This is a genomic window from Solibacillus sp. FSL H8-0538, assembly GCF_038003525.1.
Lineage (GTDB): Bacteria > Bacillota > Bacilli > Bacillales_A > Planococcaceae > JBBOPI01.
Window position 1 is genome coordinate 2,729,968 of the sequence record NZ_JBBOPI010000001.1, and the last position, 14,535, is coordinate 2,744,502.

A 14,535-nucleotide genomic window follows, 5' to 3' on the forward strand; every position below is an offset into this window, starting at 1 on the left:
ATACCGTTATTGTTGGGTACAACTGGTTTTTTCTTTTACAACAAAAACCAAACTCAAAGGAGGAGACACAATTATGTCTCGTTATACAGGTCCATCTTGGAAAATATCTCGTCGTCTTGGAATCTCTCTAAGCGGTACAGGTAAAGAAATCGAAAAACGCCCTTACGCACCAGGTCAACACGGCCCGAACCAACGTAAAAAATTATCAGAGTATGGTTTACAATTACAAGAGAAGCAAAAACTTCGCCACACTTATGGTATGACTGAACGTCAATTCAAAAACCTTTACAACAAAGCTGGTAAATTACAAGGTGTACATGGTGAAAACTTCATGATCCTTCTTGAAACTCGCCTTGATAACTTAGTTTACCGTTTAGGATTAGCTCGTACTCGTCGTGCAGCTCGTCAATTAGTTAACCACGGTCACGTATTAGTTGATGGTAAACGCCTTGATATCCCATCTTACAGCGTTAAACCAGGTCAAACGATTTCTCTTCGTGAAAAATCTCAAAACCTTACTGTTGTAGGTGAAGCTATCGAAGTAAACAACTTCGTACCAGAATACCTTTCATTTGATGCAGACAACAAAGTAGGTACATTCGTACGTCTACCAGAACGCTCTGAATTATCTGCTGAAATCAGCGAACAATTAATCGTAGAGTTCTACTCTCGTTAATCTAAAGATTCTTTCTCAAAACTTGTTCCACACTTTTGTGGGGCAAGTTTTTTATTTCCTCAAAAATATTTTCCAGCAAAATCACTCTTCCAAAAAACTATTCCACTACTTCTATTTTTTGAATTTAGCTTACAAACCTGCAAACATCTAATAAATATATGCCATATTCTCTTTTCCAGAAAAACAAATTAGTAATATTATGTCAAAAAAGTTAATTTATTGGTTGATTTTTATATTACTAACCGTTTAATATATTAATCGAGAGGTCGCACTTCTCGATTAAACAAAAGGGGTTGGATAAATGTCAAATGTTCTTACGCAATTCGCAATGCCATCTATCAATTTATTTGGAGCAGGGGCAATTCAAGAAGTCGGTACACGTTTACAAGACTTTCAAGTGAAAAAAGCGTTAATCGTAACAGATGAAGGATTACATCAATTAGGACTTTCCGAAAACATCGCAACAATTATTCGTGAAGCTGGAATTGAAGTAGCCATTTTCCCTAAAGCAGAGCCTAATCCTACAGATAAAAATGTAGAAGAAGGCGCTCAAGTTTATGAAGCTGAAGGCTGTGATGGGATTGTATCGCTTGGTGGCGGTAGTTCTCATGATGCAGCAAAAGGAATTGGACTTATCGCTTCAAACGGCGGACGCATTCATGACTATGAAGGCGTAGATAAGTCAATCAACCCTCTTGTTCCACTAATCGCAATTAATACAACTGCGGGTACAGCGAGCGAAATGACTCGCTTTACAATAATTACAGATTTAAGTCGTAAAGTAAAAATGGCAATTGTTGATAAGCATGTGACACCACGCGTTTCGATTAACGATCCTGAGTTAATGCTCGGTTTACCACCTGCTTTAACAGCAGCTACTGGTTTAGATGCGTTAACACACGCAATCGAAGCTTATGTATCAACAGGTGCTACACCAATTACAGATGCTTGTGCAGAAAAAGTGTTACAGCTTATTCCTAAGTATTTACCACGTGCTTATGCGAATGGCGGAGATTTAGAAGCACGCGAGCAAATGGTATATGCGCAATTTTTAGCAGGTATGGCATTTAATAATGCTTCTCTTGGCTATGTTCATGCGATTGCACACCAATTTGGTGGTTTCTACAATTTACCACACGGTGTATGTAATGCAATTTTATTACCACATGTATGTAGCTTCAATTTATCAAGCCGGACAGAGCGTTTCGCGAAAATCGCTGAGCTATTAGGTGAAAATGTCGTTGGCTTAAGTGCACGTGAAGCGGCTGAAAAAGCGATTTCATCAATCAAACGACTATCGAAAGACTTAAATATTCCATCTGGTTTCCGCGAAATGGGTGCAAAAGAAGAGGATATCGAAACATTAGCGAAAAACGCTATGCTAGACGTTTGCGCAGTGTCAAACCCACGTAAAGCTAATCTTGAAGAAGTAAAACAAATTATTACAAATTCAATGGGTCCTGTTGTAGCCAAACAACTAGAGGCCGTAACAAATTAATTAGAAAGACACATATCGCCTAAAAATCGAGATGATGTCCTTTATTATGTAGTTAAGAAAGTTATCCTTTCTTAACTACATACAAAACAGCCAGTTTGTGGAATAGTAATCCACTGCTGGCTGTTTTTTATTTGTTTGGCAATATTAAATTTCGTTGCAGTTTTTCAAGTAGTTATAAAATAATATCTTTCACCAAATACGATAGAACATCCTCGCTCTATTTTTTGAGAAATATATTTTCAAACGTGATTTGTCTCATTTGGCGAAATCGATATACAACTTATTCTAAATTAAGCGCCACTTACACTTATTTACAGGTAAGTTGTATCCTTAATTCGTTTATTTTTGTGTTCACTAATAGAGTTGTACCCCTGCAGCAGTACTTAACGCGAATAAAATAATAGCTAAGATAATGACAGCTATTATAAATGCAAAAAATGCTTTCCACTTTGAAAATTTATGTACTTCTGATATTCCAATGAGGGTGATAACAAATGTCCAAATGCCCATGATCATGACAAGTCCTGAGCCAACGAACTTCATTAGTACATCCCCTAGTATTTGATCTGCACTCGCCATACTAAAATACGATTGTGGTGAAAGCTGCATCCAAAATAGTAGTACCGGTAAAATCCAAATATACGGAATGACTGTCACACACATTGCACGGAACATCTCTTTAAATTTACCCCTTCCACCTAGAGTCTTCCCTAGCGTATGAAGAAGTGCAGAAATGATTACTGTCGTTAAAATAAATAACAAAACGCCACTAATAAACGAAGAATAGACGATATCCCCTAATGTAATGGCTGCATTATATTTCGTTCCAATAAAGCTCGCTAAGTTACTACTAAACGCTCCGATGATGCCGACAAATACAAAATACCGCAGCCCTTTATGCTGCAATACGTAACGAATCGTTTCACGTGGCTTTAGTGCTATAGATAAAATGGGTTGTCGGTCATCTACAAATGGTTCTACTTGCTGATTTTGCGTCAAAATACGTCCTCCTAAAGTTATATATAAATACTATTATACTAATAACTTACGGACGGTTCAAAACTATGCTCCGTAATCCACGTATTTCTACTACTATCTACACATAAAACCTCAACAATCAAGCACGCACTCTCTGAATTTAGCCAATTACTCCATTACCGGCACATACCCCGCTTGTTCAACTAACCGCTGACCTTCATCCGATAATACCCAATCAATAAACTTCTCTACATTCGGGTTACCTGTATTTGTCGTCACTGCATAAAAATCAGATGCAATCGGGTATGTCCCCGAACGAATCGTTTCCTTAGTCGGTGAGACACCACTAATTTCTAATAATTTTATCCGATTGTCTCCAACCATTTCCGTGGAATAAAATCGAAACGTATAACCAATTGCATTTTTATAATTTTTATATTGGGATACTTCGTTTATAATACCGCCCATACCTGTTGCCACGTCTTCTGTTGGCGCTTCCATAATCGGTGTATCGCCCATTAATGATTGCAGTGCCGTTTGCGACCCACTATCTTCGGGACGTTGGAACGCACGAATCGAATCATCGCCGCCTCCTACTTCAGACCAATTCGTTACTTTACCCGAATAAATGTCTTTAATTTGCTGAAGCGTTAAGCCATCAATGTCGTTTTTTTGATTCACGAAAAACACAAATGCTTCGCGACCAATCGGCGTTAGCTTGAACTCAAGGCCTAGCTTTTTTGCTCTTTCTCTTTGCGCTTCAGAAGGACCCGCAGTAAATATAACATCCACCCTACCACTAATTAAGTTATTATACGCATCGGGTGTGGTATTCACCATGACCTCACTTTGATAAGGATGATAGCTTTTTTCTGGATAAGTCGCTTGTACAAATGCGGAATACAATGGATACATTGCCGTTGCCCCGTCTATTTTAGGGAGATTATCAATTAGTTGTAATGACGCCTCATGATCTAATGTCGCAACTTTATGACTGTCCGTAAATGGTTCATATTCATAGACGTTTACTTCCGCATCAACAGTTGGTATACGATCTACATATGTATAATAAATTGGCTGCACTAAACTTCCTGCAAGCGCAATGCCTGCAATAGACCAGAAAATGCGCACTCGTTTCTTTGTTTTAAAAAATCGAAACATATGTAATACATATGCTACATACAAACTAACCGCCACTGTCAAAATGAGTGTCGTATAATGAATATTTCCGTTAAGTAATGTCATTAATAAAACGAAACCCGTAAAGAATACCACTCCGATAAGCATAAAAATTGATGCAAAAATCGGTACAATAATAGAATTACCTTCCATTCCAAATCTCCCCCTTAAATGCTACTTCGATGCCGCTCTCAAGAATTCCTTTTAATATAAAAGAACAAAAGGCATGAGCTTAGCACTATTCCGCTAAGCTCATGCCTTTTGTTGTCATAACTCTTTTAAATAAATAAATCTAAAACTATACGCCTGCTAAGCCAACAATCGAAATAATCGTTGTCATCACAGTCCAGGTTTTAAATGTTTTACCGATTGATAGATTGAAGTACTCTTTATAAATCCAGAACCCTGCATCATTCACGTGCGAGAAGCCGACACTCCCCGCACCAGCTGCCAATGTCATTAACTCTGGGCTTGCACCTGTAGCGGCCACTAATGGCGCTGCAATCCCCGCTGCTGTCATACCAGCCACTGTCGCAGAACCTAAGGCAACACGTAATACTGCGGCGATTACCCAAGTTAAAATGATTGGCGATAATGTCGAGCCTGTAATAATATCTGCAATGTATTTATCAATACCGCTATCAATTAGCACTTGTTTAAATGCTCCACCACCAGCAATGATTAATAAAATTAACGCAATTCCTGCTCCTGCTTCTGAAAAGGAGTTCATAATCTCTTTCATTTTAAAACCGCGGTTAATACCGAATGTAAACATCGCAATAATTACTGAAATTAAGAGTGCGGTACTCGCTGTTCCTAAAAAGTCTGTTGTAGGTCGAATGGCTGAATCCGGTGCAATGATTTCTACAGCTGCTTTTAGAGCAATTAAAATAACCGGCACAATAGCAGTAAATAAACTTGTAACAAAACCTGGCATTTCATGATCTTCAAAATGTTTTGGGTTGAATAAACCTTTTGAAATTTCAACTTCTAATTCTTCTTTTTTAAATAACTTCGTGAATAATGGTCCACCAATAATAATCGCTGGAATCGCGATAATGATTCCCCAAATTAATGTTTCACCAATATTGGCATTGAACACACCTGCAACCGCTGTTGGACCAGGGTGCGGAGGAACGAATCCATGCATTGTAATAAGCGCTGCGATTACTGGCATTCCAATATAAAGAATCGGTACTCCCGCTGCTGCTGCGATTGTGAATACTAAAGGAATTAATACTACGACACCTGTTTCGAAGAATAACGCGATTCCTACGACTGAGGCAGTAAGAACAGCGGCAAATTGAACGCGTTTATGGCCAAATGCGTTAAGTAGTGTCATCGCAATACGTTGCGCACCGCCCAAATCAGTCATTAATTTACCTAATACGGCTCCAAAGATAATAACCATTGTTAAATTTCCTAGTGAAGAACCTAAACCATTTTGAACTGAAGTCATCGCAGCTGCGGGCGACATCCCTTCTAAAATCCCTACGCTTAGTGATGCAATAATCAGAGAAATGAAAGCGTTTAACTTTAATCCCATCATAAATACTAATAGAAGAATAACTCCTATACAGATTGAAACGATTGGCATAACTGAACCTCTTTCTTTTTTATCGGAATGCCAATTACAAATTGGCATTCCACTTTTTATAGATTTAAACTACGGTAATGATGCTTTTTACGATTTAGAGCCCATTAATAAACGAACAAACTTCGTAATTACTGGTTCTATTGATTGTTGCATCGAAGCCATCACTGTAGAAAGATGCGCCTTTTTTTGTTGCTCATGTTGAAACAGCGTATGTAAATGAGCCGTTGCCACTAGCGATCTAAGACATATTTTTAAAGTTCGTTTATTACTAGAGGGCTATGCTGCACAGTATTGCGCTAACTATATTACCGAGGAAGCTCTACTAAGGTTAAAAGAGTGTGTAGAAATTGGTCGTGTGGGTTCCGTTGATGAAATTATGCATGCCAATCAGCAGTTTCACGAAATCATCGTACAAGAAACAAATAATCCAGTAATAATCGATATTATCGATAAAATGTAGTCCATTATTTATTTGTTCCGGAAAACAGTTGTCCATGAAAAAAGACCCCATTTAATTGAAGAACATGCCGCTATTTGTAATGCAATTGCTGAGCACAATGACGAAAAAGCGGAACAACTAATGATTGAACATTTACAAAAAGATTTAGAGTTTTGTTTAAATCGATTTAATATGTAAATGAAAAAAAGCACCGTAACTGTCGACAGTTACGGTGCTTTTAACAAAAGAATGAATTATCCTAAAAATTTTACCATATGATATTTTTTCTTACCGCGGCGAACGATTGTAAAGGCGTCTTCTAAGCGGTCTTTGCTATTTACTACATATTCAAGATCCGTTATTTTTTCGCCGTTAATTGAAATAGCACCATTCGTTACATCTTCACGGGCTTGACGTTTTGATGAAGAAATACCTGCTTCTACAATTAATTCCACGATATTTTTATCTTCTTTTGCAACTTCTACTGAAGGAACACCTGCAAAGGCTACTTTCATTTCTTCTACTGAAAGGGCTTTAAGATCACCTGAGAATAAAGCAGCCGTAATACGTATTGCTTGCTCTAAGCCTTCTTCACCGTGAATTAAGCGCGTCATTTCTTCTGCTAAAGCTTTTTGTGCTTTACGTAAATGTGCTTCTTCTTGCACGCCTACTTCTAACGCTTCGATTTCTTCACGCGTTAAGAATGTGAAGATTTTTAAATACTTAATAACATCTGCGTCTGCAGCGTTAATCCAAAATTGGTAGAACTCGTACGGAGATGTTTTCTGAGCGTCTAACCATACTGCGCCACTAGCGGATTTACCAAATTTTGTACCGTCCGCTTTTGTTACAAGCGGAATTGTAATACCGAATGCTTTTGCTTCTTCTTCATGTGTTTTACGAATTACTTCAAGACCAGTTGTAATATTGCCCCATTGATCCGAACCACCCACTTGAATGCGAACATTATGGTTGTCGTATAAGTGATTGAAGTCAATTCCTTGAATAATTGTGTACGTGAACTCAGTAAATGAAATCCCTGTATCAAGGCGCGATGCAATTGTGTCTTTTCCTAGTAGGTAGTTTACATTGACTAATTTCCCATAATCACGTAGGAATTCAATCAAGCTCATTTTGCCAATCCAATCATAGTTGTTTACAAGTGATGCAGTGTTTGCTGCATCACTACCAAAATCAAACAGACGCTCAAATTGCTTCTTAAGCCCTTGTACGTTTTTGTCGATTTGCTCTACTGTTTGCAATTGACGCTCTTCTGAACGACCAGATGGATCACCCACCATACCTGTTGCTCCGCCCACTAATAGTACCGGTTTGTGACCAGCTTTTTGGAAACGACGAAGTGTAAGTAATGGAACAATATGACCGATATGCATTGAATCGGCTGTTGGGTCAACACCACAGTATAACGATACCGACTGTTCGTTTAATAATTTTTCCATGCCTTCCGCGTCTGTTTGTTGGTATAACAGACCGCGCCAAGCTAAATCTTCTAATAATGCGTTTGTCATAATTTTTTCCTCCTAAATGTTTTTATATATTTCCCCTGATAATAAACACGCTGTTAAAAGCGACTGTTGATTTTTCAGTAAGAGTGCATGATTATCTCTTCCATATTTATCAACAATGAAATTTAACAAAGCCAAAATTAGAAAGACACAACTCGCACAAAATAGGACGAGTTGATGTCCTTACTTATGTGGATGGGAAAGCTATACTTTTTTACCCACAAAAAAGCCCCTACACGCAAATAATTTGCATGCAGGGACGTTATTAACACTTTAACGCGGTACCACCCGGCTTGAAGATTCGAGATCTTCCACTTAAGCGTCTTATCGCGACGACACGTTCGAGCTCCAAGAACGTAATTCATAATTACATTATGTCTAGCTTTCACCGGCCGCTAGCTCTCTACCTCAGGGAATGTAATCACTACTTCAATCTTTTCATTGCTCAAAAAACTATAATGCTAATTGTACTCGTTTTCTATATTATGTCAATATATATGTTCGATTTATAACGAAATGTGCTATAATAGACAAGATTTTAGGAGGTTGATGAAGTGAAACAATGGCTCGAAAAATTTAACGAAAAAATCGAATCACTCGCATCTTCTAAATGGATGCGAACAGTAAGAATTACCGGGGGCGTTATTTGGAATTTGGCGCTTTTATTTACAATATCATTAACTGCAACTGTCATTTTTATAGGCGCTGCTGGAGCAGGTTATTTTGCTTCTCTCGTTAAAGACGAACCACTTCGAACGAAAGCAGAAATGCGTGAGCAAATTTTCAATTACGAAGAAACAAGCGAAATTTACTTTGCTGACAATATTTACATTGGTAAACTTAGAACGGATTTAGATCGTCGCGAAACGTCTTTAACATCTGTTTCACCAATGGTCGTGAATGCTGTACTCGCAACAGAAGATGAATATTTCCGCGAGCATAAGGGCATCGTGCCAAAAGCGGTACTTCGTGGATTACTACAGGATGTAACAAACTCTGCTACTCAAACAGGCGGCTCTACTTTAACTCAACAATTAATTAAAAATCAAATTTTAACGAATGAAGTTTCCTACGAAAGGAAGGCCAAGGAAATTTTACTTGCGCTTCGCGTGGAGAAATTCATGTCAAAAGAAGAAATTTTAGAAGCCTATTTAAACATTATTCCTTATGGTCGAAATGCATCTGGTCGTAATATTGCCGGCATTGTGACAGCCGCAGAGGGAATTTTCGGGGTCAAGGCGTCCGAGCTGACATTGCCTCAAGCCGCTTATATAGCTGGTATACCGCAAGCACCTTATAAATACACACCTTTTACAAATAAAGGTGTGTTAAAAAGTGCAGAAGCAATTCAACCCGGGATTGATCGTATGAAAACCGTGCTTTTCCGAATGAAGGAAGCTGGCTATATTACAGAGGCACAATATGAATTTGCTGTAAATTATGATATTACACAAGATTTCAGTGAGCCTGAGGACCGCCCTGAAGATAAGTATCCTTGGTTAACAACGGAGCTGGAAACGCGAGCAAAAATTATAATCGCTGAGTTATTAGCTGAAGAAGACGGGATTGATCCGCAGCGTCTACAAGAGGAATCAAATCTCTATGACAAATATATCATTTTAGCGGATCGTGACGTTCGCTCAAAAGGATACCGAATTTATTCTACGATTAATAAAGAAATGTATGACGGTATGCAAGAGGCTGCACAAAACTTCCAGTATTATGGTCATACGTATACAAAAAAAGAAGTTGATAGCGAAACAGGAGAGGAAAAAGAAGTACAAGTTCCTGTTCAAGTCGGCAGTATTATGATTGAAAACACTACAGGAAAAATTTTAAGCTTTGTTGGTGGTCGCGATCATAAACTTGAAGCACTGAACCATGCAACCGGAGCATATCGTTCAAACGGTTCAACAATGAAGCCATTACTTGCATACGGACCTGCACTTGAATACGGCATAATCGGTGCGGGTAGTCCCGTTGTTGACGTGAAATTCACTCGTAGCTATGACAATTATAGCCCGTCTAACTATATTGAATCACAAGAGCTTGGGCTAATCCCAGCACGCGAGGCACTTGCTTCTTCCCAAAACTTAACAGCGTTACGTCTTTATGATTCAATTTTAGACCGGAGACCAGCTACATTCCTTGAAAAAATGGGCTTCTCTAGACTAACAGACGTCGATTACACCAACTTATCGACAACAATTGGTGGAATAACGCATGGAGCAACAGTTGAGGAAAACACAAATGCCTATACAACCTTTGCAAATGGCGGAAATTTTGTTGATGCGTACATGATTGAAAAAATTGAAGATTTAGATGGCAATATCATTTATGAACATAAAGTACAGCCTGTTGAAGTATTTTCTCCAGAAACGGCCTATCTCATGACAGATATGCTACGTGATGTCCTAACGGATGGTACTGCAACACGTGCAAAAAGTTTATTAAAATTCTCATCTGATTTTGCTGCAAAAACTGGTACAACACAAGATTATAAGGACGTTTGGTTAGTCGGTTATAATCCGAACATTTCACTCGGAGTATGGCTTGGTTATGATCAGCCGCGTTCACTTTATGCATTCAATAATACGTACTATCAACCAAGCACGCGCGTCAACATGCTTTGGGCTACTCTTATGAACAAAATGTACGAGATGAATCCCAAGCTTGTCGGTACAAAAGATAGCTTTAAGCAGCCTGAAAATGTTGTTTCCGCATCATTTTGTGGTATTTCTGGACTTGCACCTTCTGGGACATGTTCAGCAGCTGGTCTAGTACGTACTGATTTATTCAATAAGCTTGTATTTTTACCAACTGAGCGGGATGATAGCTTTATTTCATCTACGTCAGTCGTAGTAGGCGACCGGAACTATGCCGCCCTTCCTTCAACACCAGCAGAATTTGTTGAAAGAAAAGGCTACGGCCTGAATAAAGCATTCATGGACCGTATGTTAGGCAGATTAGGCGGAAATGCTTCAAAATTATTACCTTACAGTTCTAACAATAGTGTTGTAGCAGGTGCAACGTTTAAGGCAGATAATTTGCCGCCTGGAGCTGTTGTAACAGTACTTGAAGGCAATATGTTAACTTGGTCTAAATCCCCATCAAATGATGTAATTGGTTATCGCGTATATCGTATAAGCGATGAAGGGCGAACACTCGTTTCCACACTGAAAACATACGAAGGTCGTCGCATTCCTATTACTGTCGGTACACGCTACGTGGTTGTTGCGGTTGATATTACAGGATTAGAATCTGGCTATTCAAATGAAGTAGGTGAATCGTTGATACAACCAGAGGATAAGCCAATCGAAGAACCCGAGATTACGGAAGAAATTGAAGAAACTGATGAGATTGAAGATGAAATAGAAACTTATGAACCTTGAGATGATGTTTATTAATATGTTGTTAAGCAAGTTATATTGACTTAACTACCGAAAAACAAGCGCCTTATTCGTTTAAAAACATACGAATAAGGCGCTTTTCATGTTGCCGGCAAAGAAAAAAAATGTGGCAATCGTGCTGCCACATCTCTTCTATTACTCTAATATAGTAGATTTCAAAATTGCTACAGCTTCATCAATTTCTGCTTCACTTACTGTTAGTGGGGGTAAAAGACGAATCACTGTTGGACCAGCTGCTACTGTTAGTAAGCCCGCTTGATCTAGTTTGCCTACATACGGCGCTACATCTTCTCCGCCTAGACTTAAACCTAGCATTAAGCCTTTACCTTGAATTGTATATTGCTCTCCAGGGAACGCCTCTTTTAGCTTTTTAACAAGGTATTTGGATTTCTGTTGTACATTTGCTAAAAATTCTGGTTGAAATACATTATCTAATACCGTTTGCGCGACTGCCACCCCTAGTGGATTACCACCAAATGTCGTGCCGTGCGTTCCTGCATTAAATGTTTCAAATAACTCCGCAGTTCCTAAAATTCCGCCGATTGGAAAGCCTCCACCAAGTCCTTTTGCCATCGAAACGATATTCGGCTTTAACACGGTTTGTTCATAAGCAAAACGTGTTCCAGTACGTCCAATACCCGTTTGCACTTCATCGACAATTAGTAAAATATCGTTCTCATTGCAAATTTCTTGAATCGCTTCTGCAAATTCAGGCGTTACCGCATTGACACCGCCCTCTCCTTGAATAAGCTCTAACATAATTGCCGCTACTGAATCATCAATTGTCGCCTTTAACGCTTCTACATCATTAAAAGGCAATGTTGTAAATTTACTTACTAATGGACCGAAGCCATTGCGCACTTTATCTTGACCTGTTGCAGACATTGCACCAAATGTACGTCCATGGAATGATTGCTCGAAGACAAGAATATGGTGTTTACCTGTATGCTTCCGCGCAATTTTAATCGCTGCTTCATTCGCCTCGGCGCCGCTATTACAGAAAAACGCATGGGACAAATGTGTATCTTTCACTAAAGTTTCTGCCAATTTTTCTTGATCTGGGCTTTCAAACAAGTTGCTAACATGCCATAGCTTTTCACTTTGAGCTTGAATGGCACTAACAAGGGCAGGGTGGGCATGGCCTAAGCTACAAACCGCTATACCGCTCGTAAAATCTAAATAGCGTTTGCCCGTTGAATCATGAACGATTGTCCCCTTCCCTTCTACTATGCTAATTGGTCGTCTTGCGTAGTTTTGAAATAATGCACTCATTTTACTAGCTCCTCACTTAGAATAGTCGTTCCGGTTAATGTATCATTGACGATTTGAACGGAAGGGATTCCTGCGTTCAAACAAGCCAGTGCCCCCTGTACTTTCGGAATCATCCCACCGTAAATATGCCCATCTTCAATCCACTGACCAATTAATGCAGGCGTTACTGCTGTTTGGTATATATCTTCAATGCGAATACCGGCAACGTCTGTTACAAGTAGTAAGCTTTCTGCACCGACCGCTAATGCTACTTCACTCGCTACAGTATCACCGTTAATATTTAATGCCTGACCCTCTTGTGTGGCACCGATACAAGCGATGACCGGTACGATCCCTGCTGCAGTAAATGAGTCAATTAGCTTCGTGTTAACGCGTTTTACTTCGCCAACATATCCGTATGTTGACTCATCTAAAAATTCACTTTGTAGTAGCTCTCCGTCAAAACCGTTTAAACCTACTGCTGTAATTCCCGCAGCATTAAGTCCATGCACAAGTGCCGGATTTACTTTACCAATTAGTGTTGATTGTACAATGCCAATTGCCTTAGCACTTGTGACACGGATGCCGTTTAGCGTATGAGATTCAACGCTTTGCTTAGCAAGCTCTCTGTTAATGGCAGGACCACCACCATGTGTAATAATAACTTGGTAACCTTGATCCTGTAAGGCTTTGAAGTTACGAAAGAAGGCTTCGTTTAAGCCTTCTAGCGTACTTCCACCTAATTTAATGACAATTTTATGAGCGGTATGATGCGTTGATTTGAACGTAGTCATAAGTTAAATCACACCCCCATGCAAAGCCGTGCCCTCCGCCAACTCCGAGTGACACATAAATTTTTACTTCATGCATTTTTAAAATTTCAATCAATTCCTCTTCAGAGAACTTAGTCGGCTCCCCGTTTTTAACCATTGTTGCGCCACCGATTTTAATTGTAATTTTTTCTGGATCTACGGTTGCACCACTATAGCCAATCGCACAAATAATACGTCCCCAGTTTGCATCACAACCAAATACAGCTGTTTTCACAAGTGGCGAACCTACGACTGTTTTCGCAATTTTACGTGCTTCTTCATCCGAAATTGCCCCTTCTACTTCTACCTCAATTAACTTTGTTGCGCCTTCGCCATCACGAGCGATTAATTTTGCTAAGTCTTCTGATACAAGACGTAAAGCTGTATAGAAGTTTTCCCAATCTGGATGTGCGGGTGTTAACGTTGCGTTGCCAGCTAAACCGTTTGCCATCACAATAACAGTGTCATTTGTTGATGTATCACCGTCAACAGTGATTGCATTAAACGTTAGATTTGTAATTTCTGACAATGCTTTTTGTAGTTCGCTAGATTCAATATTCGCATCCGTTGTAATAAAGCCCAGCATTGTTGCCATATTTGGCTCGATCATACCGGAGCCTTTTGCTGTACCTGATACTAATACTTCCTTGCCGTCAATTATAGTTGCGTATGTTGTACTTTTCATTACTTTATCTGTTGTCATAATAGCCTGTGAGAAATCAATGCCACTCTCTAATTTTGCATTTGGTGCAAGCATTGCTACCCCATTTTTTATCGGCTCCATGTTCATAATTTCACCAATTACACCTGTTGAAGCAACGCCAATAAGTTGTGCATCAATGCCTAATTTTTCTGCCGCTAAACCTTGCATTTCATAAGCATCTGCAACACCTTGCTTGCCTGTGCACGCGTTGGCATTACCCGAGTTGACGATAATTGCTTGCATCTTCCCGGTGTTATAAACTACTTCCTTCGTTACCTTTATTGGTGCTGCTTGCACGGCATTTGTCGTAAAGACACCAGCTACACTTGCAGGTACTTCACTAAAAAGAATCGCTAAATCCTTTTTCTTATGTTTAATCCCGCAATGTACACCTGCTGCTGAAAAGCCTTTTGGTGATACGATATTTTTGCTCGCTAGTTTTTTCATCTCAATTGTTGATGTCATG

9 protein-coding genes, 2 pseudogenes and 1 other annotated feature are annotated in these 14,535 nt (G+C 39.2%); of the genes and pseudogenes, 4 read left to right on the forward strand and 7 right to left on the reverse strand.

The annotated features are described in order from the left end of the window. Positions 1-73 precede the first annotated feature (73 nt). Both rpsD and MHH87_RS12940 read left to right on the forward strand, forming a co-directional pair. Positions 74-676, forward strand: a complete 603-nt coding sequence (rpsD, locus tag MHH87_RS12935; protein WP_340749716.1) for a 30S ribosomal protein S4 — start codon at positions 74-76, stop codon at positions 674-676. A gap of 301 nt (positions 677-977) precedes the next feature. Then, the gene (locus MHH87_RS12940; protein ID WP_340749717.1) at positions 978-2,174 is read left to right on the forward strand and encodes an iron-containing alcohol dehydrogenase; all 1,197 of its coding nucleotides are present in this window, start codon (positions 978-980) and stop codon (positions 2,172-2,174) included. A gap of 354 nt (positions 2,175-2,528) precedes the next feature. On the opposite strand, the gene MHH87_RS12945 is transcribed toward MHH87_RS12940, so the two are convergent. The 3 genes and pseudogenes from MHH87_RS12945 to MHH87_RS12955 all read right to left on the reverse strand — a co-directional run bounded on the left by MHH87_RS12945 (position 2,529) and on the right by MHH87_RS12955 (position 5,928). Then, positions 2,529-3,173, reverse strand: coding sequence for a Yip1 family protein (locus tag MHH87_RS12945; protein WP_340749718.1), 645 nt, complete (start codon positions 3,171-3,173; stop codon positions 2,529-2,531). Between the two features lie 147 nt (positions 3,174-3,320). Further along, entirely contained in the window at positions 3,321-4,484 is a 1,164-nt protein-coding gene (locus tag MHH87_RS12950; RefSeq protein ID WP_340749719.1) for a PstS family phosphate ABC transporter substrate-binding protein, read from the reverse strand. Between the two features lie 125 nt (positions 4,485-4,609). Next, positions 4,610-5,928 (reverse strand): annotated as a pseudogene (locus MHH87_RS12955) (gluconate:H+ symporter). Between the two features lie 247 nt (positions 5,929-6,175). Between MHH87_RS12955 and MHH87_RS12960 the strand changes: the two are divergent. Beyond that, a pseudogene (locus MHH87_RS12960) lies at positions 6,176-6,565 on the forward strand (GntR family transcriptional regulator). A 56-nt stretch (positions 6,566-6,621) separates the two neighbouring features. On the opposite strand, the gene tyrS reads toward MHH87_RS12960, so the two are convergent. Then, positions 6,622-7,896 (reverse strand): tyrosine--tRNA ligase, encoded by a 1,275-nt coding sequence (gene tyrS, locus MHH87_RS12965; protein ID WP_340749721.1) that lies wholly within the window; start codon positions 7,894-7,896, stop codon positions 6,622-6,624. Positions 7,897-8,145: 249 nt separating this feature from the next. After that, positions 8,146-8,344: a binding site (T-box leader), on the reverse strand. 103 nt (positions 8,345-8,447) lie between these two features. Between tyrS and MHH87_RS12970 the strand changes: the two genes are divergently transcribed. Continuing rightward, positions 8,448-11,285, forward strand: a complete 2,838-nt coding sequence (locus MHH87_RS12970) for a transglycosylase domain-containing protein (protein WP_340749722.1) — start codon at positions 8,448-8,450, stop codon at positions 11,283-11,285. Positions 11,286-11,438: 153 nt separating this feature from the next. On the opposite strand, the gene MHH87_RS12975 is transcribed toward MHH87_RS12970, so the two are convergent. The 3 genes from MHH87_RS12975 to argJ are packed head-to-tail and all read right to left on the reverse strand — an operon-like array spanning position 11,439 to position 14,534. Next, positions 11,439-12,575 (reverse strand): acetylornithine transaminase, encoded by a 1,137-nt coding sequence (locus MHH87_RS12975; RefSeq protein WP_340749723.1) that lies wholly within the window; start codon positions 12,573-12,575, stop codon positions 11,439-11,441. Next, positions 12,572-13,348: an acetylglutamate kinase gene (gene argB, locus MHH87_RS12980; RefSeq protein WP_340749724.1), complete on the reverse strand. Its 777-nt coding sequence runs from the start codon at positions 13,346-13,348 to the stop codon at positions 12,572-12,574. Before argB ends, MHH87_RS12975 begins: the two co-directional genes overlap by 4 nt. Next, positions 13,311-14,534 carry a bifunctional ornithine acetyltransferase/N-acetylglutamate synthase gene (gene argJ, locus MHH87_RS12985; protein WP_340749725.1) on the reverse strand — a complete coding sequence of 408 codons (1,224 nt, stop codon included), beginning with the start codon at positions 14,532-14,534 and terminating at the stop codon, positions 13,311-13,313. The genes argB and argJ overlap by 38 nt, the downstream gene beginning before the upstream one ends. Between the last annotated feature and the right edge of the window lies 1 nt (position 14,535).

Excerpts from the sequence above, each read along its gene's own strand:
- rpsD (WP_340749716.1), top strand. The coding sequence starts at position 74 with ATGTCTCGTTATACAGGTCCATCTTGGAAAATATCTCGTCGTCTTGGA.
- MHH87_RS12940 (WP_340749717.1), top strand. The coding sequence starts at position 978 with ATGTCAAATGTTCTTACGCAATTCGCAATGCCATCTATCAATTTATTT.
- MHH87_RS12950 (WP_340749719.1), bottom strand. The coding sequence starts at position 4,484 with ATGGAAGGTAATTCTATTATTGTACCGATTTTTGCATCAATTTTTATG.
- tyrS (WP_340749721.1), bottom strand. The coding sequence starts at position 7,896 with ATGACAAACGCATTATTAGAAGATTTAGCTTGGCGCGGTCTGTTATAC.
- MHH87_RS12975 (WP_340749723.1), bottom strand. The coding sequence starts at position 12,575 with ATGAGTGCATTATTTCAAAACTACGCAAGACGACCAATTAGCATAGTA.
- argB (WP_340749724.1), bottom strand. The coding sequence starts at position 13,348 with ATGACTACGTTCAAATCAACGCATCATACCGCTCATAAAATTGTCATT.
- argJ (WP_340749725.1), bottom strand. The coding sequence starts at position 14,534 with ATGACATCAACAATTGAGATGAAAAAACTAGCGAGCAAAAATATCGTA.